Source organism: Tessaracoccus zhenghani (genome assembly GCF_055326325.1).
The window spans coordinates 130,240-149,430 of the sequence record NZ_JBUZNQ010000001.1 but is presented as its reverse complement, the minus strand read 5'-3'; the positions used below and the strand labels follow the sequence as shown (position 1 = coordinate 149,430).

19 protein-coding genes and 1 pseudogene are annotated in these 19,191 nt (G+C 68.8%); 9 read left to right on the top strand and 11 right to left on the bottom strand.

Going from position 1 to position 19,191, the window contains the following annotated elements; all coding sequences use genetic code 11:
- Window positions 1-13: 13 nt before the first annotated feature.
- Window positions 14-1,711: a dihydroxy-acid dehydratase gene (gene ilvD, locus ACZK4S_RS00680; RefSeq protein WP_076058138.1), complete on the top strand. Its 1,698-nt coding sequence runs from the start codon at window positions 14-16 to the stop codon at window positions 1,709-1,711.
- A 66-nt stretch (window positions 1,712-1,777) separates the two neighbouring features.
- Here ilvD and ACZK4S_RS00675 read toward each other — a convergent pair whose 3' ends face one another.
- Genes ACZK4S_RS00675 through lipA form a run of 3 tightly spaced genes read right to left on the bottom strand, consistent with a single transcriptional unit; the run spans window position 1,778 to window position 5,250 of the window.
- On the bottom strand, window positions 1,778-3,541 hold the full coding sequence (locus tag ACZK4S_RS00675) for an ABC-F family ATP-binding cassette domain-containing protein (protein ID WP_463643062.1): 1,764 nt from the start codon (window positions 3,539-3,541) through the stop codon (window positions 1,778-1,780).
- Window positions 3,542-3,544: 3 nt separating this feature from the next.
- Entirely contained in the window at window positions 3,545-4,303 is a 759-nt protein-coding gene (locus tag ACZK4S_RS00670) for a DUF4191 domain-containing protein (protein ID WP_076058144.1), read from the bottom strand.
- Window positions 4,304-4,317: 14 nt separating this feature from the next.
- Window positions 4,318-5,250: a lipoyl synthase gene (lipA, locus tag ACZK4S_RS00665; protein ID WP_076058146.1), complete on the bottom strand. Its 933-nt coding sequence runs from the start codon at window positions 5,248-5,250 to the stop codon at window positions 4,318-4,320.
- A gap of 48 nt (window positions 5,251-5,298) precedes the next feature.
- On the opposite strand from lipA, the gene ACZK4S_RS00660 reads away from it, so the two are divergent.
- A complete protein-coding gene (locus ACZK4S_RS00660) occupies window positions 5,299-6,222 on the top strand; it encodes a DMT family transporter (protein WP_076058149.1) in 924 nt (307 codons plus the stop codon).
- Window positions 6,223-6,460: 238 nt separating this feature from the next.
- Here the strand turns inward: ACZK4S_RS00660 and ACZK4S_RS00655 are convergent.
- From ACZK4S_RS00655 to ACZK4S_RS00635, 5 genes and pseudogenes are all read right to left on the bottom strand, one after another.
- A pseudogene (locus ACZK4S_RS00655) lies at window positions 6,461-7,354 on the bottom strand (glycosyltransferase family 2 protein); the annotation flags it as partial.
- A gap of 249 nt (window positions 7,355-7,603) precedes the next feature.
- Window positions 7,604-8,248, bottom strand: a complete 645-nt coding sequence (lipB, locus tag ACZK4S_RS00650; protein ID WP_143570827.1) for a lipoyl(octanoyl) transferase LipB — start codon at window positions 8,246-8,248, stop codon at window positions 7,604-7,606.
- A 16-nt stretch (window positions 8,249-8,264) separates the two neighbouring features.
- Window positions 8,265-9,005, bottom strand: coding sequence for a DUF554 domain-containing protein (locus ACZK4S_RS00645; RefSeq protein WP_463643061.1), 741 nt, complete (start codon window positions 9,003-9,005; stop codon window positions 8,265-8,267).
- A gap of 57 nt (window positions 9,006-9,062) precedes the next feature.
- A complete protein-coding gene (gene sucB, locus ACZK4S_RS00640; protein WP_463643060.1) occupies window positions 9,063-10,859 on the bottom strand; it encodes a 2-oxoglutarate dehydrogenase, E2 component, dihydrolipoamide succinyltransferase in 1,797 nt (598 codons plus the stop codon).
- Between the two features lie 51 nt (window positions 10,860-10,910).
- The gene (locus ACZK4S_RS00635) at window positions 10,911-12,308 is read right to left on the bottom strand and encodes a dihydrolipoyl dehydrogenase (protein WP_076058159.1); all 1,398 of its coding nucleotides are present in this window, start codon (window positions 12,306-12,308) and stop codon (window positions 10,911-10,913) included.
- A gap of 70 nt (window positions 12,309-12,378) precedes the next feature.
- Here ACZK4S_RS00635 and ACZK4S_RS00630 point away from each other — a divergent pair, with 70 nt between their 5' ends.
- Window positions 12,379-12,723, top strand: coding sequence for a hypothetical protein (locus tag ACZK4S_RS00630; protein WP_463643059.1), 345 nt, complete (start codon window positions 12,379-12,381; stop codon window positions 12,721-12,723).
- 31 nt (window positions 12,724-12,754) lie between these two features.
- Here the strand turns inward: ACZK4S_RS00630 and ACZK4S_RS00625 are convergent, their stop codons facing one another.
- On the bottom strand, window positions 12,755-14,269 hold the full coding sequence (locus tag ACZK4S_RS00625; RefSeq protein ID WP_463643411.1) for a leucyl aminopeptidase: 1,515 nt from the start codon (window positions 14,267-14,269) through the stop codon (window positions 12,755-12,757).
- Between the two features lie 47 nt (window positions 14,270-14,316).
- Here ACZK4S_RS00625 and ACZK4S_RS00620 point away from each other — a divergent pair, with 47 nt between their 5' ends.
- Complete coding sequence (locus ACZK4S_RS00620) at window positions 14,317-14,622, top strand: hypothetical protein (RefSeq protein WP_463643058.1); 306 nt, start codon at window positions 14,317-14,319, stop codon at window positions 14,620-14,622.
- Here the strand turns inward: ACZK4S_RS00620 and ACZK4S_RS00615 are convergent.
- Complete coding sequence (locus tag ACZK4S_RS00615; protein ID WP_076058164.1) at window positions 14,612-14,818, bottom strand: hypothetical protein; 207 nt, start codon at window positions 14,816-14,818, stop codon at window positions 14,612-14,614. The genes ACZK4S_RS00620 and ACZK4S_RS00615 overlap by 11 nt on opposite strands.
- A 12-nt stretch (window positions 14,819-14,830) precedes the next feature.
- The gene (locus tag ACZK4S_RS00610; protein ID WP_076058167.1) at window positions 14,831-15,490 is read right to left on the bottom strand and encodes a DUF3043 domain-containing protein; all 660 of its coding nucleotides are present in this window, start codon (window positions 15,488-15,490) and stop codon (window positions 14,831-14,833) included.
- Window positions 15,491-15,644: 154 nt separating this feature from the next.
- Between ACZK4S_RS00610 and ACZK4S_RS00605 the strand changes: the two genes are divergently transcribed.
- The 5 genes from ACZK4S_RS00605 to ctaC all read left to right on the top strand — a co-directional run bounded on the left by ACZK4S_RS00605 (window position 15,645) and on the right by ctaC (window position 19,144).
- Complete coding sequence (locus tag ACZK4S_RS00605) at window positions 15,645-16,448, top strand: PspA/IM30 family protein (protein WP_463643057.1); 804 nt, start codon at window positions 15,645-15,647, stop codon at window positions 16,446-16,448.
- A complete protein-coding gene (gene pspAA, locus ACZK4S_RS00600; RefSeq protein WP_463643056.1) occupies window positions 16,445-16,780 on the top strand; it encodes a PspA-associated protein PspAA in 336 nt (111 codons plus the stop codon). Before ACZK4S_RS00605 ends, pspAA begins: the two co-directional genes overlap by 4 nt.
- Window positions 16,777-17,676, top strand: a complete 900-nt coding sequence (locus tag ACZK4S_RS00595; protein WP_158069016.1) for a glycerate kinase — start codon at window positions 16,777-16,779, stop codon at window positions 17,674-17,676. The genes pspAA and ACZK4S_RS00595 overlap by 4 nt, the downstream gene beginning before the upstream one ends.
- Window positions 17,677-17,782: 106 nt before the next feature.
- On the top strand, window positions 17,783-18,127 hold the full coding sequence (locus tag ACZK4S_RS00590; protein ID WP_076058174.1) for a HesB/IscA family protein: 345 nt from the start codon (window positions 17,783-17,785) through the stop codon (window positions 18,125-18,127).
- A gap of 165 nt (window positions 18,128-18,292) precedes the next feature.
- Complete coding sequence (gene ctaC / locus ACZK4S_RS00585; protein WP_463643055.1) at window positions 18,293-19,144, top strand: aa3-type cytochrome oxidase subunit II; 852 nt, start codon at window positions 18,293-18,295, stop codon at window positions 19,142-19,144.
- Window positions 19,145-19,191 lie beyond the last annotated feature (47 nt).

The following is a 19,191-nucleotide window of genomic DNA, read 5'->3' as shown; positions in this document are numbered from 1 at the left end:
GTAGACTCCGGGAATGGAAGAGCATCCGGACATCAAGCCCCGCTCCCGCCAGGTCACCGACGGTTTGGAAGCCACCGCCGCCCGCGGCATGTTGCGTGCAGTCGGCCTCAGCGACGACGATTTCGCCAAGCCCCAGATCGGCGTGGGTTCCAGTTGGAACGAGATCACCCCCTGCAACCTCTCCCTCGACAGACTCGCGAAGAAGGCCAAGGAGGGGGTGTTCGCGGCCGGCGGTTTCCCGCTCGAATTCGGCACCATCTCCGTCTCCGACGGCATTTCGATGGGCCACGACGGCATGCATTACTCGCTCGTCTCCCGCGACACGATTGCGGACTCCGTCGAGATCGTGATGCAGGCGGAACGCCTCGACGGATCCGTGCTGCTGGCCGGTTGCGACAAGTCCGAGCCGGGCATGATGATGGCCGCCGCCCGCCTGGGTCTGGCCTCCGTCTACGTCTACGCCGGATCCATCCTGCCGGGCCTGGCGCGCCTCTCGTCGGGAGAGGAACGCGAGGTCACGATCATCGACGCCTATGAGGCGGTGGGAGCCTGCGCCAGGGGGCTGATGTCGCGCGAGGACGTGACGGCGATCGAGAAGGCGATCTGTCCTGGCGAGGGCGCCTGCGGCGGAATGTACACGGCCAACACGATGGCCTGCGTGGCAGAGGCCATGGGCCTGTCGATCCCCGGCTCCGCCGCGCCGCCGGCCGTCGACCCCAGGCGCGACATCGCGGCGTTCAAGGCCGGCGAGGCCGTCGTCGAGATGCTGCGCCAGGGCATCACCACCAGGGACATCATGACCAAGGAGGCGTTCGAGAACGCCATCGCCGTCGTGATGGCGTTCGGAGGGTCCACCAACGCCGTGCTTCACCTGCTGGCCATCGCCCACGAGGCCGACGTGGACCTCACGCTGGCAGACTTCACCCGCATGCAGGCCAAGGTGCCGCACCTGGGCGACCTCAAGCCCTACGGGCGCTACGTCATGAACGACGTCGACCGGGTGGGCGGCGTGCCCGTCATCATGCGGGTGCTCGACGAGGCGGGGCTCATCAACCGCGACTGCATGACCGTCACGGGCAAGACCATCGCTGAGAACCTTGAGGAGTCGGCGCCCGGCCGCCCCGACGGCAAGGTGCTGCGGTCCTTGGACAACGCCATCGCCCCGCGCGGCGGCATCACCATCCTGCACGGATCGCTCGCCCCGGAGGGCGCCGTGGTCAAGACCGCCGGCTTCCAGACCGATGTGTTCGAAGGCACCGCCAGGGTGTTCGAACGTGAGCGTGCCGCTCTCGATGCGCTGGAGAACGGCACCATCACGGATGGCGACGTGGTGGTCATCCGCTACGAGGGGCCCAAGGGTGGCCCGGGCATGCGCGAGATGCTGGCCATCACCGGGGCGATCAAGGGCGCCAACCTCGGCAAGACCGTCCTCCTGCTCACCGACGGCCGGTTCTCCGGCGGCACCACCGGGTTGTGCGTGGGCCACGTCGCGCCGGAAGCGGCCGACGGCGGGCCCATCGCGTTCGTCCGCGACGGGGACAAGATCCGTCTCGACGTCGGCACCATGACGCTCGACCTCGAGGTTGATGAGGAGGAACTCGCGCGCCGCAGGGAGGGCTGGAGCCCGATCAAGCCCAAGTTCACCACCGGCGTCCTGGGTAAATACCAGAAGCTCGTGGGTTCGGCCAGCAAGGGTGCGGTGCTGGGCTGAGGGCCGAGCCTGGAGCAGTTGCGGGCCGTACCCGGGGGACACCCCAGGTCACGGCCCGCCTTGCGGTCACTCAGCGGCGGTAAGCCAGGCCTCTTCGAGGTCGTCCTTGCGGGCCTCGGCAGCCTGCAGGTCAGCCGTGAGCTTCGCCAGCCGCGGGTAGTCGCTGGCCGCCTCCGTCATCGCGGTGTGCAGCTTGACGATCTCCGACTCGACCTTGCCGAGCTGGCTCTCGAGCCGCGCCAGGTCCTTCTTCCGCTGACGCTCCGCAGCGGCGTCGGACTTGGTGGCGGGCCCGGTGGGGCCAGGCGCTGCAGCCGCGTCGGCGGCCTGGGCACGCCGTCGCCTGTCCAGGTACTCCTCGACGCCACCCGGCAGCAGCACGCAGGTGCCGTCGCCCAGCAGCGCGTAGGTCACGTCGGTGACGCGCTCCAGGAAGTACCGGTCGTGGCTGACCACGATCAGCGTGCCCGGCCAGGTGTCGAGGTAGTCCTCGATGACGGTCAGGGTGTCGATGTCCAGGTCGTTGGTGGGCTCGTCGAGCAGCAGCACGTTGGGTTCGGTCAGCAGCAGGCGCAGGAACTGCAGCCGCCTGCGCTCCCCTCCGGACAGGTCACCGATCCGGGCCACGAGCTTGTCGCCGGTGAACCCGAACTCCTCCAGCAGCGACGATGCGGAGGCGTCGCGACCGGTGGCGAGCTTCGTCTCCTCGCGCAACCGTTTCACCGACGACAATACGCGGTCGTCCTCATCGAGCTCGGCCACGGCCTGCGACAGGTAGGCCAACCGGAGGGTCTTGCCGCGCTTGATCTTGCCGCTGTCCGGGTCACGTTCATCGGCCAGGAGGTCGAGGAGGGTGGTCTTGCCCGCGCCGTTGATGCCCACCAGGCCGATCCGGTCTCCCGGACCGATCGACCAGGTCAACCTGTCGAGCAACGTGCGGTCCGGCACCGTGTAGTCGACGTTGATGAGGTCGAACACGTCCTTGCCCAGGCGGGTCACCGCGAACTGTTCGAGCGCCAGCTTGTCGCGTGGCGGCGGCTCGTCGGCGATCAGGACGTTAGCGGCCTCGATGCGGAACTTCGACTTCGACGTGCGGGCAGGGGCGCCGCGGCGCAGCCAGGCGAGTTCCTTGCGCGCGAGGTTCTTCCGACGCGCCTCGTTCGTCGCGGCCACCCGCTGGCGTTCCACACGGGCGAGCACGTACGCGGCGTAACCACCGTCGTAGGCGTCGATCACGCCGTCGTGCACCTCCCAGATGCGGGTGCACACGGCGTCGAGGAACCAGCGGTCGTGGCTGACCACCAGCATGGCCAGCCCGGCCTGCGTGCGGGCGTGGAGATACTCGGCCAGGAAGGCGATGGCCTCCACGTCGAGGTGGTTGGTGGGCTCGTCGAGCACGATGAGTTCGTGGTGGCCGAGCAGGACCGCGACGAGCTCGACCCGTCGTCGCTCACCACCCGACAACTTATCCAGGGGCCGCTCCAAGCCGATGTCGGTCAGGAGTGCCTCGACGACGCCGCGTTTGCCGGCGTCAGCCGCCCAGACGTGGTCCGGTTCACCGCCGACGATGCGGTCGCGCACCGTTTCACCGGGACGGGGGTCGCTCTGCTGCTGCAGCACGCCGATGGAGGAGTTGGTGGCGCGGATGGCGCGCCCCGCATCTGGCTCCAGTTCCCCGGTCATGATCCGCAGCAGGGTGGTCTTGCCGTCGCCGTTGCGGCCGACGACGCCGATCACCTCGCGCTCCGAGATGCCGCAGGAGACGTTGTCGAGCAGGGTGCGGGTACCGAAGCCATGCGTGATGGCTTCGAGATTGACGATGTTGGCCACAGGTCAGCGGCCGCGCATGGCGGCTCGGGAGCCCTTCATCGAGATGGGGCCCTTCGGGATGGGTGCCTTGGGGCGCATGGCGTCCAGGGCGCGGAGGCGCTGGCGCACCTCGCCGATCTTCGCGGGGGTGAGCACCTTGGGCATCTTCTTGATGTGACTGGCCAGTTGGTCCAGCGGGATCTGGCCCGCGGCCTTGCCCATCTGGATGGTCTTGACCTCGACGCCGTAGGCGACCTGCTCATGCTTGCGCTTCTCACCCTGCAGCAGCGGCTTCAGACGGCCGGCTTCACCCTCACCGATCAGGATGAGGCCGCCGGGGCCGAGTGTGCGGTGCACGACGTCCATGTTCTTGGTCACGGCGATGACGGGATCAGACACCCACTGCTTCGGCAGCATCTGCAGCGCCACCTCACCTGAGCCGGCCTGGCCCTCGTAGCGGCTGTACACGGCGCGGCGGGCCCGCCAGGCGAAGATCGCCATGGCACCGAGGAAGCCGGCCGACACACCGACGAGGCCCCAGATGAGGGGCTGGTTCAGGATGAAGCCCACGACCAGGAGCAGCGCGAACGGCACGACGAACCCGGCGAGCATCAGCCAGGGCAGCGCCTTGTCGTACTTGGCGCTCATCTTGTAGGTCTCTACAAGCTGGCGCCAACGACCCCAGTCTGCGGGGTCTGTGGAACTGCGCTTGCGCTCCTTCTCGGCGCGGGCCTCAGCCTTCTGCTTCGCCTCGAAGGCTTTCGCGCGTTCGCTCTTCGCCATGACAGCCTCTCGTGTCAGTTCTTGTTACGTGCGTCCATCGCTGTGCGGTACAGCCTGCCTGCTCGGTACGAAGAACGAACGAGCGGCCCGGACAACACGCCAGAATATCCGATCTCGCGGGCCTCCTGATCCAGCTCCTCGAACTCCTCCGGCGTGACCCACCTGTCGATGGGGTGCAGCGTCGCGTTGGGGCGCAGGTACTGGGTGATGGTGATCAGCTCGGCGCCGGCGTCGTGCAGGTCCTGCAGCGCCTCCGAGATCTCCTCGCGGGTCTCGCCCATGCCCAGGATGAGGTTGGACTTGGTGACCAGCCCGCGATCGCGCGACATCCTCAGCACCTCGAGCGAGCGCTCGTAGCGGAAGCCCGGACGGATCCGCTTGAAGATGCGCGGCACGGTCTCGACGTTGTGGGCGAACACCTCCGGCTGTGCGTCGAAGAGTTGCGCGAGGAGTTCCTCCTTGCCGGAGAAGTCCGGCGCGAGCATCTCGACGCCGACGCCGGGGTTGACCCCGTGGACCTGCCGGATGGTCTCCGCGTACAACCAGGCGCCCTCGTCGGGCAGGTCATCGCGGCATACGCCGGTGATGGTGGCGTAGCGCAAGCCCATCTTCTTGACGGAAGCGGCGACGCGCAGCGGCTCGGCCGGGTCGTAACCCTCCGGCTTGGCGGATTCGATCTGGCAGAAGTCACAGCGACGGGTGCACTTGTCCCCACCGATGAGGAACGTGGATTCCCGGTCTTCCCAGCACTCGTAGATGTTGGGGCAACCCGCCTCCTGGCACACGGTGTGGAGATCACCCGAACGCACGATCTGCTGGAGATCCTGGTAGTTCGGGCCCATCTTGGCGGTGGTCTTGATCCACGCGGGCTTCCGCTCGATCGGTGTCTCGGCGTTCTTCGCTTCGACTCTGAGGAGTCTGCGTCCGTCTGGCTGCACTGCTGTCACCCCCCCAGAGTAATACCCCCCGGGAGAGGGCGTGAGTAGAGTGTCACCGTGCTACGCCTCGTTGCCTCCCGATCCGGGATTGTGCTCCTGGTCCTTGCCGGGGTGGCATGGGGCACCTCCGGGACGCTCGGCACCCTGCTCCACGCGACGGCGGGGGTGGGCTTCCTGGCGATCGCCGGTTACCGCATCTTCATCGGCGGGCTGCTCCTGATGGGCGTGGCGCTGCGCACCGGCACCCTGCGGTGGCCGCGTAGCCGGTCCGGGTGGGGGCGGGTGGCGGCCATGGCGCTGTGTTCGGCGGTCTACCAACTCTGCTTCTTCAGCGCGGTCGGCGTGCTGGGCGTCTCCGTCGCCACGCTGATCGCTGTGGGCTCGGCACCCGTGCTGGTGCTCTCCGTCGACCTGCTCGCCGGCCGCCAGCGCCTCAGCCCACCGCTGGCGATTGCGCTCGCCTGCACCGCGGGCGGCCTGACGCTGTTCATGGGCGTCCCACCGTCCGACGTCTCGGTCGGCGATGCGCTGCTCGGTGCGGGCCTGGCCCTCATGGCGGGCGTGGCCTTCGCCGTGATCAGCGTCCTGGGCGCGCGTCCAGTGGCCGACTACCACGATGTGACGGGCACCGGTCTCGCCTTCCTCCTCGGCGGCGCCGCCGTCCTCGCAATGGCGTTCGTCGGGGGACAGCCCGTGGCCTTCGAGCCCACGGCGTCGGCCGTCGCGCTGGTGCTGCTGCTCGGCCTGATCCCCTCGGCCTTCGCGTACCTGGCCTATCTCAGAGGTCTGCGTTCCCAGACGTCGACGACTGGCGTGATGGTCGCGCTGCTCGAACCGGTCACCGGCTCCGCGCTGGCGTTCCTGGTTCTGGGGGAGCGACTGAGTCCGGCGGGGCTCCTCGGCGCGCTGCTGCTGCTCGCCGCGGTGCTGTTGTCGACTCGACGACCGGCGGTGGAAGGTTCGGAACTGGTGCTCCGCTGAAGACACCGGAGCGTTCCCAGCGCTGCCAGTCGAGCCCCTGTCGTTGCGAGATGCGCAGGAGACTGCGGGTGAGCGCCTGGAACTCGATCGCGTCGATGAAATAGATCAGCAGCCAGGCGATCGGCGCGACCAGGAGCAGGTTGAGGCTCTGCCGACGGCGCACGTCGGTCAGCACCTGGAAGACGATGACCACCGCGAGCAGGGCGGCGTAGACGATGATCGGCAGGAAGTCGTGGCTCACCCACGTGTACGCCACGATGAGCGCCAGCAGCAACGGCTCGAGGAGCAGCAGCAGATCGGCGATCACGGTCACCGGCATCACCAGCCAGGACAGCCACAGGTTGTGCCGAGGCGCGATGCTGAGGAACATCCAGCGGTAGCGCCAGAACGTGATGAGGCGGCCGTACTTCCAGCGCAGGCGCTGCCCGGCCAGGCCCGCCACGTCTGAGGCGCCCTCCGTCCAGATCACGGCCCTCGGGGTGTACTGCACCTTGCCGCCAGCGTCCTGGATCCTGGTGGACATCTCGATGTCCTCGGTGATGATCGTCTCGTCGAAGCCACCCAGCGTGTCGATGATGCTTCGCCGGTAGGAGGCCGCGGCCCCGCCGACGATGTATACGGCGTTGAGCAGGGAGTCGGCCTTCTTGAAGAAGAACGCGTAGAGGTACTCGAACTGCTGGAGGAGGCCGATGGCAGACTTGTGATTGCCGATCTTGACGTTGCCAGCCACCGACATCACCTGGGGGTCGTCGTAGAGCCGCACGATCTCCCTGACGGCATCAGGTTCCACGACGCTGTCGGCGTCGACGGTGATGATCAGGTCGCCGCTGGACAGAGTCAGCGCGGTGTTCATGGCGCGGGATTTGCCGGCGTTGGGGAGCGAACGGAACACGAGCCGACCAGGGCGGCGCGATTCCTCGTGCTCGCGCACCAGGCGCAGCATCACCTCAGCGGTGCGGTCGGTCGAACCGTCGTCGACGACGACGAGTTCGAGATCCGGATAGTCGCTGGCGAGGACGGAGCGCACGGTGGCCTCAATCCCCACCTCTTCGTTCCAGGCGGGCACCAGCACGCTGACCGACGGCCGCCGCACCATGCACCGGGCACCCTGGCGGCGGCGTCGGCGTGCCATGATCACCTCGTAGAGCGGCGCGAGCACGAGTTGCACCGAATATCGGAACAGGGACGGCCCCATCGCCAGCAGCACCACCCAACGCAGCCAGGCGCCGGGAGGTTGTGGGTGTGTCTGCAGGGTGAGGAACGCCCACACGAGCGCTGCCGTGGCGGCGTATCCGAAGATAACTAGCGCGATTCGAGTCATATATGGCGGCCCCTCTCGTTGGGGATGGTCAGGACGTTACTCCGGCTCACCGGTGCGCGGCTAGGTGTGGCGGAGGCGACCACGGAGGAAAGGCTCAAGATCGTGCGCCACGGCGCTGACGGACCAGGCCCCCGGTGCTTCCTCGACGATCGAGGTGACGCCGGCGTCCGCTATGCCGCAGGGGACGATGTTACCGAACCGCTCAGCGGAACTCAGCACGTTCAACGCGAAGCCGTGGAGCGAGGTGCGCTGGGACACCCGCACGCCGATGGCGCAGATCTTGCGCTCCGGCCTGTCCCCTGAGGATGCCAACCACACCCCGGTGCGGCCCTCGACGCGCCCAGACGAAATGCCGTAGGTGTCGAGCAGGTCGATGACGGCGCCCTCGATGGCGCGCACGTGGTCCACGACCCCGACTCCGTCCGGCAGGTGCACGATGGGGTAGCCGACGAGCTGGCCGGGCCCATGGTAGGTGATCTCACCCCCGCGGTCCACGGGGACGACCGGCGTGCCGTCCTTGGGGTAGTCAGTGAGCTTGGTGCGGCGGCCGGCGGTGTAGACCGGCGGATGCTCGACGTAGATGACGTGGCCCGGCCGCGCGGCTGCGGCGACTTCGGCGTGCACGGCACGTTGGTAGTCCCAGGTCTCCTGGTAGTCGCTGAGCCTGGGTTCGTCCCCGAGGCCGCGGTACTCGAACGTCAACACGCAGCGATACTACGCCTCAGAGAAGGCCCGCAGCCCAGGTGAACACGGGCGCGAGCAGCAACGCGGGGAGGAGGTCACCGACGGGGACCTGCTTCAGGCCGAGCAGCCGCAGGCCCAGACCCAGCAGGATCACGCCGCCCGCGGCGGTCAGGGCGTCGACCTGCGCGACGGTGAGGATGTCGCCGGCGAAGTAGCCCAGCGCCGTGAGCGAGCCTTGGAGGACGCCCACCGCGGCCGCGGAGGCGAGGACGCCCCATCCCAGCGTTGAGGCGAACGCCATGGCGGCGAAACCGTCCAGCGTGGCCTTGACCAGCAGTTGATCGGCCCCGCGGCCCAGACCGTCGGAGATCGAGCCCAGAATCGTGAGTGGCCCCACGCAGAAGACGAGGGTGGACACCACCAGCCCGTCGACGAAGCGGTTCTCGTCGCCCGCGCCCCTGAACCTGGAGCGGATCCAGTGCGCGCCCTGCTCCAGCCGGTCCTCCACCCGCAACCAGGAGCCGAGCAGGGTGCCGAGCAGCAGCGCGGCCAGCACCACGATCATCGCTGACCTACCGACGGCGGAGGTGAGCGCGTCGCTGTTCATCGCCACGACGGAGAACCCGCCGAGAACCATGGTGAACAGGCCCAGCACGGAGGTGACGGTGTCCTTCGTGCGCTCAGGGATGCGGTTTCCGAGGGCCAGCCCGATCAGAGAGCCGACCACCACAGTGGCGACGTTGACGACCGTACCGATCCCGATGAACACGAGCGTCATCCAACCAGACGCAGAGACCCCCGGCCAAGGCCGGGGGTCTCTGTCTCAGGGGAACTGTCAGATGCCGAATTCGCCGCCGAAGTCGCCGTCTTCCAGACGCTCCTTCACAGCGGAGAGGAAGCGCGCGGCCACGGCACCGTCGATGAGGCGGTGGTCGTAGCTGAGCGACAGGTACATCATGTGGCGGATGGCGATGGACTCGGCGCCGAAGCGGTCCTCGACCACGACCGGACGCTTCACCAGCGCGCCGGTGCCGAGGATGGCGACCTGGGGCTGGTTCACGATCGGGGTGTCGAAGAGCGTGCCTGCGGAACCGTAGTTCGTGATGGTGAAGGAACCACCGGACAGCTCGTCAGGGCCGACCTGGCCGTTGCGGGTGCGGGCAGCGAGGTCACCGATCTTCTTGGCCAGGCCGGTGAGGTTCAGGTTGCCGGCCTCCTTGATGACGGGAACCAGCAGACCGCGATCGGTGTCGACCGCGATGCCGACGTGTTCGCCGTCAGCGTAGGTCATGGTTCCTGCCTCGACATCGATGGTGGCGTTGACGATCGGGAACTGCTTGAGCGCCTCCACCGCGGCCATCGTGATGAACGGTAGGTAGGACAGCGAAGCGCCTTCACGACGCTTGAAGTCTGCCTTGACCTGGTTGCGCAGGTGACTGATCGCGGTGAGGTCCACCTCGACGGTGGCCGTGAGCTGCGCGGAGGTCTGCAGCGATTCCACCATGCGGGCGGCGATCACCTTGCGCAGGCGCGACAGCTTCTCCGTGGTGCCGCGGACCTGCTCGGTGGAAGCGGGGGCTGCCTTGGCGGCGGGAGCAGCAGCGGCCTTCGGGGCCTCTGCAGCGGGTGCCGGCGCGGCCTTTGCCGCCTGGGCCGCGTCGAGGACGTCCTGCTTGCGGATGCGACCGCCGACGCCGGTGCCCTTCACGGAGTTGAGCTCCACGCCGTGCTCCTTCGCCAGCTTGCGCACGAGCGGGGTCACGTAGGTGCCGTCGCCCGATGCCTCGGCGGCGCGACGCGCGACCGCGGCCTCAACAGCAGCGGAGTGCTCCTGCTTCGGCTCTTCCTTGGCCGGCTTGGCCTGGGGAGCGGGCTGGGCCTGCGGTTCGGGCTCGGGCTTCGGCTCGGGCTCGGGCTCGGGCTCGGGCTGGGCCTGCGGCGCGGGAGCAGCCTCCGGTGCCGGAGCGGCCGCCTGGGCCGACGCGTCGCCAACGATGGCGAGCACGTCGCCCACGTTGGCCGTCTCATCCTCCTGGAAGCGGATCTCGAGCAGGGTGCCCGCCACAGGGCTGGGGATCTCGGTGTCGACCTTGTCCGTGGAGACCTCGAGGAGCGCTTCATCCGCCTCCACCGCGTCGCCCACGGCCTTGAGCCAGCGGGAGATGGTGCCCTCGGTGACGGACTCGCCCAGGGCGGGGAGGGTCACCTCGGTGCCGGAGGTGGGACCGGCGGCGGCAGGTGCTGCGGACGCGGCGGGGGACTGCTGGTCTTCAGCCGGAACAGCGGCTTCGACGGGCTCCTCTTCGGCGGCCTGGGGTTCGGGTTCGGGTTCGGGCTGCGGCTCGGGGGCGGCCTCGGCAGCGGGAGCCTCGTCGCTCGCTGCGGGCGATTCGCCTGCGTCGCCGATGACGGCCAGCACGGCACCGACCTCAGCCACGTCATCTTCCTCGAAGCGGATCTCGAGCAGGGTGCCCGCAACCGGGCTGGGAATCTCGGTGTCGACCTTGTCGGTGGAGACTTCGAGCAACGGCTCGTCGGCCTCGACGGTGTCTCCGACCGCCTTCAACCAGCGAGAAATGGTGCCTTCCGTGACGGATTCGCCCAGTGCGGGGAGGGTGACTTCGGTTGACATGTGGTTGTGGCTCCTTTGCGTACCGTGAGTGTTTCCACCCTATATGGCAATTCAGGCATGCATGTGCAGTGGCCGACCAGCGAGTGCCCAGTTGGCCTCCGCGATGGACTCGCCCAAGGTGGGGTGCGCATGAACGATTCCGGCGACATCCTCGGGCGTGGCCTGCCAGCCCACGAGCAGTGCGCCCTCGCCGATCAGTTCGCCGACGTCGTCGCCGACGAGGTGCACGCCGACGATGGCGCCGTCGGGCTCGCGCACCAGCCGGACCCTGCCGCTGTCGCGGACACCGGGCGCGTGGAGGATGCGGCTGCGGCCGTTGCCGGACAGGGGGTAGTCCACGACCTGTGCGTCGGGCCCCGCCTGCTCGGCGGTCAGGCCGACCGAGGCGACCTGCGGGGTGGAGTAGGTGATGCGGGGGATGTCACGGTCCCGCGGGGGAGTGGGCCGGCTGGCGTGCCTGCCCTGCAACTGCGCGATCCGCTCCGCGAGGAACAGGCCGTGCGCGTAACCGCGGTGGGCCAACTGGGGGCCCGCCACCAGGTCGCCGGCCGCGAAGATCCCGCGGGCCGAGGTCTGGAAGAACTCATCGACGGCGACGTGCCCGGTGTCCTCGATCCGGACGCCGGCCTCGGAGAGGCCCAGCCCGGCGGTGGCCGGCCTGCGTCCCGCGGCGACCAGCAGGACGTCGGCCCGGACCTGGTCGTCGCCGACCCGGCCACTGACTGTCTCGCCCACCTCGACGTCGGTGAGGGGCGCGCCGAGCCGAACGTCGATCCCGCGGCTCATCAGCTCAGCCTTGAGGATGCTCGAGTGCGCCGGCTCCTCGCCGGGCAGCAGCCGGTCCAGCGCCTCGACGAGCGTGACCTTCACGCCCAGATCCGTCCACAACGACGCGAATTCGACGCCGATGACGCCGCCGCCCAGCACGATGGCTGAGCCGGGCAGCGAACTGAGGCGGAGGGCATGGTCGCTGGTGAGGATGCGCTCGCCGTCGACGGGCAGCCCGAGGGTGATGGGGGCCGCGCCGGTGGCCACGACCACCGCCCGTGCCCGGTAGTGCGCGTCGCCGACGTCGATGCCGGGGCCGTCGTCGTCCATCGTGACGACGCCGCGTTCCTGGATGAGGGTGATGCCGCGCGCCGCGATGAGGCCGGCCAGGCCCTTGTGCAGCGGTTTGATGACGCCGTCGACGTAGCGGCGGAGCGCGGGGACGTCGGTGTCGCCGAGGGTGGCCCCGATGCCGAAGGCGTCAGCCTTGGCCACGGTGCTGCGCACCTTGGCCGCCTGCAGCCAGGCCTTCGCCGGGATGCAGCCGCGGTGGAGGCAGGTGCCGCCGACCGGGGTGTCGTCGAACAGTGCCACTCGCAGGCCCAGTTGGGCGGCCCGCAGGGCGCAGGCGTAGCCGGCGGAGCCGGCACCGAGGATGGCGAGATCGAACGGATGCGTCATGGGTGCCAGTCTTCCACGTCCCTGCCGGGTGTTGCCCTCCCGTTACCGCCCACTGGGCATAATGGCAGGCGTGGGATGGTTCGGACGCAAGAAGAAGCAGGCTGAGGTTGCGCGCGACTCGAAGAAGGTCGCCGACGCGCTCTTCGAGCACCTGAGCGCCTTCGTCATCAGCCGCCGCGGCGTCGAGGCGTGGGTGGAGCAACCCACCTCGTTAAACAAGCCGTCGATCCTGCTGGTGGCCGCCGACGGTGAGTCCACCCGTCGCGGCGTGCCCAGCGCCGAGTACGGCTACGCGTTCGCAGAGCAGCACCACATCCCGTGCTACGACGCCGGGGTGGTGCCGTACCCCAAGCGGATGCGCGAGTACGGCCTGCGGGCCAAGCAGGCCCGGCGGGCCGCCGACGGTCTCCGGTAGACCAGCCGGCGCCCTCACCGGGTGGGGCTGATCAGCCCGCCATCTGCCTGGCGAGTGCCACCAGCGTGCGCACGCCGACGCCCGTGCCGCCCTTCGGCGTGCAGCCGTAGGCCTCTTCCGGGTTCTCGGCCGGCCCGGCGATGTCGAGGTGGGCCCATCCCATGCCTTCCGGCACGAAGCGCTCCAGGAAGGCGCCGGCCACGAGCGCCCCGCCCCACCGGTTGGAGGCGCCGGAACGCAGGTCCGCGACGTTGCTCTTCAGCAGTCCGCGCACGTACTCGTTCAGAGGCAGCTCCCAGAAGTCCTCTCCGGCGGACTCGGCAGCGTCCAGCACCACGTCGGAGGTCGGCTCACCGTTGGTGATGAGGCCGCCGGTGCGCAGTCCCAGGGCCACCATGCAGGCCCCGGTCAGCGTCGCGACGTCGACGATGAGGTCCGGAGCATCCTGGGCCGCGCGCCCGATCGCGTCGGCCATCACGAGGCGGCCTTCGGCGTCCGTGTTGTAGTTCTCGACCGTCTGGCCGTCGAACATGGTGAGCACGTCGCTGGAGCGGTAGGAGCTGCCCGACGGGAGGTTCTCCGCCAGCGCGGCGTAGGCCGTGACCTTGATCTTCAGCTCCGAGGCGGCGATGGCGTGGAAGGCGGCGATGACGGCAGCGGCGCCGGACATGTCGTACTTCATGCCGGCCATCTGACCGGCCGGCTTGATGTCGAGGCCACCGGAGTCGAACGTGATGCCCTTGCCGACGAGCGCCAGGTGGGCGGTCGCGCCGCGGGGCGCGTAGGACATGCGCACGAGCCGCGGCTTGCGCACCGAACCGCCGCCGACGGCCAGGATGCCGCCGTAGCCGCCCCTTTCCAGGGCCTTCTCGTCGAGGACCTCGACGGCGACCTTCTGGTCCTTCAGATAGCCGCGCGCCGCCTCCGCGAACGTCTCCGGGTACAGCAGGTTCGGGGGAGTGTTGGTCCAGGTGCGCGCCTGGCACACCGCCTCCGACACGATGGCGGCGGTGCCGACGGCGGCCTTGGCCGCGGCGCTCGTCACCGCCGACACCAGCGTCACCGACGCCACCGTCGATGCTGCGGGCTCCGCGGTGATGGCCTTGAAGCGGTAGGCGCCGAGCAGCGCCCCCTCGCCGGCGGCCTGGATGAGTTCCGGATCCGAGAGTTCGAGGGACACGGCGACGGAAAGGTCTGCCACGTCCGGGAGCGCGGCGATGGCGCGCAGCCCGTTGCCGGCGGCGTTGCGCACCCCGTCGGGCGTCACGTCGGCGCTGCCGAGGCCCACCACGAAGACCCGGGTGCCGTTGACGGCGGGCAGTGCGACGACGCAGCCCTCCTTGGCCGAGGCGCCGAGCGCGCCGGCCATGGCCGTGACCGTGCCGCCGTAGGCCTTCTGATAGGCCTTGTTCAGGGCGGGGAGCAGGCCGACGAGGGCCGGTTCGTCCTGGTTGATGGTCGCCATGCCCAGGAGCACCGCGTCGGTGTGCTTGGGCAGGGAGGTGGACAGGGAGAGGTCAGGGCACAGTTCAGTCACGCCCGCCAGCCTAGCCAACGAGCTTGTCGGGTTTGCAGGCTGCTACCTTGTCCCGCATGAAACGTGTCGGGCTGTGGGCCTTCATCGCTGCGGGGGTCATCATCGTGGCGTGGGGCGTCTCGTCCTGGGTGTCGCCGACGATGCTGTGCCGCGGAGTCGAGATGGGTCCGGGGGACGTGTGCCACTACTCCAGCCGGACCGACGAGCGCACGAGCCGGGTGCAGACCTACGAGGACAGGGTGGCCGAGGCGCGCAGCCAGGTGCCGTTCGCGATCGCCACGGGGTTGGGGATGGCCGTCTTCGGTGGCTGGCTGCTGCGCCAGGATCTGAAGGCCGCCGAGCAGGATGCCGTCAGGGATTGAGCGACATGGGGCCGTACACGAGGCGGTCCTCCTCGTAGAGGCTCACCTCTGACACACCCTGGTCCAGCAGGTCGTCGAAGAACAGGGTGAGCCACGCCTCGGCCGCTGCCTGGTCCTCGAAGGTCTTGAGCAGGTCTGCGGCTGCCAGTTCTGATTCGGCGTAGGTGCCGGACGCGGGTTGCCAGCGGTAGCTCATCGGGGCACCGGCTCAGATGGTGTCGCCGCGCTTGACGCGCGGGCCAGGCTGGCGGAAGCGGCGGATCATCAGCGAGCGGTTGAACATGTAGACCAGCAGGCCGCGCTTCGGCTCGCCCGGGTGGCGCTCCGCCAACAGCTTCTTGAAGCCGCGCCACATGATGGCAACGTTGATGATGGTGATGGCGAGGAGCACCCAGAGGCCCATCGCGATGTAGCTGGACAGCACCGGGTTCTGCATCGTGATCATCACGCCGGCCATCACCAGGATCATGGCGGGCAGCATGAACTCCGCCACGGTCCAGCGGGTGTCGACATAGTCGCGGACGAGCTGGCGCGCAGGCGAGTTCTCCGTCCGTTCCCAGGCGTCCATCCGGCTCTCCTGGCGGGCGCGGGCGTCCGCCTTGCGCTGCTGCTTGGCTGAGAGGGTGGGGTGGAGCCGCTCCATGCGGGCCGCCTCGGCCTGTCGACGGCTGAGGGTGGCACCCTCCTTCTTGCGCGTGACCCTGATCTTCTCGGCCGGGGTGTCGACGACGGGCGTGGCCTGCGTCGTCTCTGGCGCCTTCACGGACTTCTCGGCCTTCGCCGCAGCCTTGGCGCCCTTCGGGGTCAGCGTCGCCATGCGGTCGGTCGACGTCGATTGCTTGCGCTCGTAGGGGCGGAAGAGGGCCACGGTGGGGAGTCCTTCTGATCGGAGGGGTTCGGCAGCCATCATACCGGGCCGCACGCGGGGTTCAGGGTCAGCTCAGGGGGACGTAGGGCTGTCCTGCGACCGGATGCGCGCTAACCTCAAGGTTGAACACCGCACGTTCCCGGAAGGACACCTCGTGGCCAGCATTTTTGAACGCATCGCTCTGGTCTTCAAATCGAAGGCCAATAAGGCGCTCGACAAGTACGAAGACCCTCGCGAGACGCTCGACTACTCGTACCAGAAGCAACTCGAACTCCTGCAGAACGTGCGCCGTGGCGTCGCTGATGTGGCCACCAGCCGCAAGCGGGTCGAGCTGCAGGCCGCCAAGATGAACTCCGAAGTGGAGCGGCTACAGTCGGCCGCCCAGCGTGCGCTCGAGTCGAACCGTGAGGACCTGGCCCGCGAGGCGCTGACCCGCAAGGCCGGTCTCCAGTCGCAGCTCGAAGACCTCCAGGCGCAGCACGCCCAGTTGCAGGGCGAAGAGGAGAAGCTGGTGCGCGCCAGCTCCCGCCTGCAGGCCAAGGTGGACGCATTCCGCACCCGCAAGGAGACCATCAAGGCCACCTACTCGGCCGCCGAGGCGCAGACCCGCATCAACGAGGCCTTCACCGGCATCTCGGAGGAGATGAGCGACATCGGCCTGGCCATCCAGCGGGCCGAGGACAAGACCCTCCAGCTGCAGGCCCGTGCGTCCGCCGTCGACGAGCTGCTGGCCACCGGTGCGCTCGACGACCCCACCGGCACCGTGCGCGACGACATCACCCGCGAGCTCGATGCCCTGGCCGCGGATTCGTCGGTCGAGGGTGAGCTGGCCCGGATGAAGGCCGAACTCACCGGCGGTCCCGCCGCGCGGCCGGAGCTGAACTCCGCCCCCCAGGGCGCTACCCCGCAGGCCACGCCGGACGTGTACGAGGCCGGCCAGGGAGGGGACCGGGCATGATCGTGCGCATCATGGGCCAGGGCCAGTGGGTGTTGGAACCTGAGCACCTCATCGAACTCAACGAACTCGACCGTCAGCTCGAGGATGCCGTCGCCGCTGAAGACCAAGCTGCGCTCGAGACGGCGCTCAAGGCCCTCAGCGAGGGCGTGCGCAGGCTCGGCGTCGAGGTGCCCGATGACGTGATCGTCGAATCAGATCTCGTGCTGCCGGACACAGATTCCAGCCTCGAAGAGGTGCGGGCGTTGCTCGATTCCACCAGCGAGTACTACGGCATCCTCCCAGACGCCGAAGGCGAGCTGGTGGAGGGCGACGAGGAGTCCTCCGTCCTGTGAGGGTGGTCGTCGCCGCGGACTCGATCGCCGGGCTCACGCCACGCGTCGCGTCGGAAACCATCGCGGGCGGTTTCGCGGCCAAGGGGGCCCAGGTCGCAGTCGTTCCCCTCGGGGTCGACGGCGAGGCCCTCGCCGAGGCGGCCGCTATCGCGGCTCCCGAGGCGCTGTTCATCAGCGCCCCCACCACGGCCGACGTCTCGGAGGCGCTGTCGCGCCCGGGCGCTGGGGCCGACGTGGTCCTGGACCTCACCGGCTGCCAGGTCGACGACCTCGGCGCCGCCATCCTGGCGCGCTTCGCCGACGACCCGGTGGAGGGCCTCGTCGCGGGCCGGGCCGCCTGGGCAGGCAGGCAACTGGTCGCGCTGGTCCCCGCAGACCAGGTGAGTCGGCCGCTGACCGGCCTCGAAGGCCACGCATCCACTGCCCTGCGTTCTGCCGGCGCCACGCTCCAGGAGGTCCTCACCTTCGACGCGCGCGCCGAGAGGTGGCTGGCCGAGCTGGGCCTGGAACAGGGCCCGGGTGCCGGCGCGGCCGGGGGCGTGGGACTCATCGTCACCGCCCTCGGGGGCCGCGTGCTGGACCCGCTCACCTGGTTGGCCGAGCGCTACGGGCTCGCGGGCACGCTGGCGCAGGCAGACCTGGTGGTCACGGGGGCCGAACTGATGGAGTTCCACGCCGTCGGTGGTCCCGTCGTGAAGAAGGTCGTCAGCTGGGCGGAGGAGCAGTTGCGTCCGGCCATCGCCATTGCGGGCCGCAACTACGTGTCGTCGCGTGAACTGCGGATCGCCGGGCTCGAAACCGCCCACGCGCTGCGCGAAGGTGCGGCCGAGGACGAGTCGACGCCGGAGGAACTCGCGGCCGCCGCGAGCAGGCTCGCCGCCTCTTGGGCCTGGTAGTTCGCCGGAGGCGAATCCCGGGGGCGGACGGTGCTCTGGGGTTTCCGGCAAGTCCGGCGTAGAATCGGCGAGGACTCACTTCACCCAACCACTTGGAGAAACAGCCGTGACCGATACTCAGACCACTCAGGGCGTTGTCCTCACCGATGTCGCCGTGCAGAAGGTTCGCGCCCTGCTCGACGCTGAGGGCCGCGATGACCTCTCGCTGCGGATCGCCGTGCAGCCCGGTGGCTGCTCCGGCCTCCGTTACCAGCTCTACTTCGACGACCGCTCGCTCGACGGCGACGTGGCCACTGATTACGACGGCGTCACCGTCGTCACCGACAAGATGAGCGCCCCCTACCTGGGCGGTGCGAGCATCGACTTCATGGACTCGATCGAGAAGCAGGGCTTCACGATCGACAACCCGAACGCCGGCGGCTCGTGCGCCTGCGGCGACTCGTTCCACTGAGCCTCGCATATACCAGTCGCGCGCGAGTCGCGCGATTCTACGCCACCCCGCTGGAGACGCATCACCCGGGGTGGCTTTTATGCGTTAAGGTGGCTGCAGCAGTGCAGGTCCCGGCTCTCCCGACGGGGGACAGGGGCCCGAAAAGGTAGAACGGAAGGGCAACTTGTGAGTGGCAAATCTGCGCCGTCGAGACGATGGGTCCGAGGGGCCCTGGCAGCTGGGCTCCCCGTGGCGCTGGTCGCCCTGACAGCATGCTCTGAAGGCGCCGCGCGCCTGGGCCTGCCGGAGGCCGCAACGGAGCAGGCCCCCAACGTCGGCAACCTGTGGCTCGGAGCGTGGATCGCGTCGTTCGCCGTCGGTGGCATCGTCTGGGGTCTGATCATCTGGGCGATCATCCGGTACCGCCGCCGTGAGGGCGACGCCCCGGCGCCCCGCCAGACCACTTACCACCTGCCGCTGGAACTGCTGTACACGCTGGTGCCGTTCCTGATCGTCGGCGTGCTGTTCTTCTACACGATCAAGGCGCAGGACGCGATGGTCGAGCAGGAGACCGAGCCGGATGTCGTGATCAACGTCATCGGGCAGAAGTGGTCCTGGACCTTCAATTACATGGAGGAGGGCAACCCCGAGGTCGGCGTTGCCCACGAGATCGGCACCCTGGAGAGGATCCCGGACCTGTACCTGCCCGTGAACAAGCGGGTGCGGTTCAACCTCAACTCGGCAGACGTCATCCACTCGTTCTGGGTCCCCTCGTTCTATTTCAAGTTGGACGTCATCCCCGGCCATCTCAACTCCTTCGACGCCACGCCGAACAAGCTCGGCACCTACGACGGGAAGTGCGCCGAACTGTGCGGCGAGTTCCACTCGCTGATGCTGTTCAAGGTGCACGTGGTCTCCGAAGAGGAGTACGAAGCCAAGATTCGCGAGCTGGCAGAGAGCGGTAACGCCGGTGAGCGCAAGCTCGAACCAGCCAAGCAGGCGGTCCTCCAGACCACCGCACCTGAGGAGCAGAAGTGAGTAGCTTCACAGTCACCCAACGCACCACCGTCACCGACGCGGCGCAG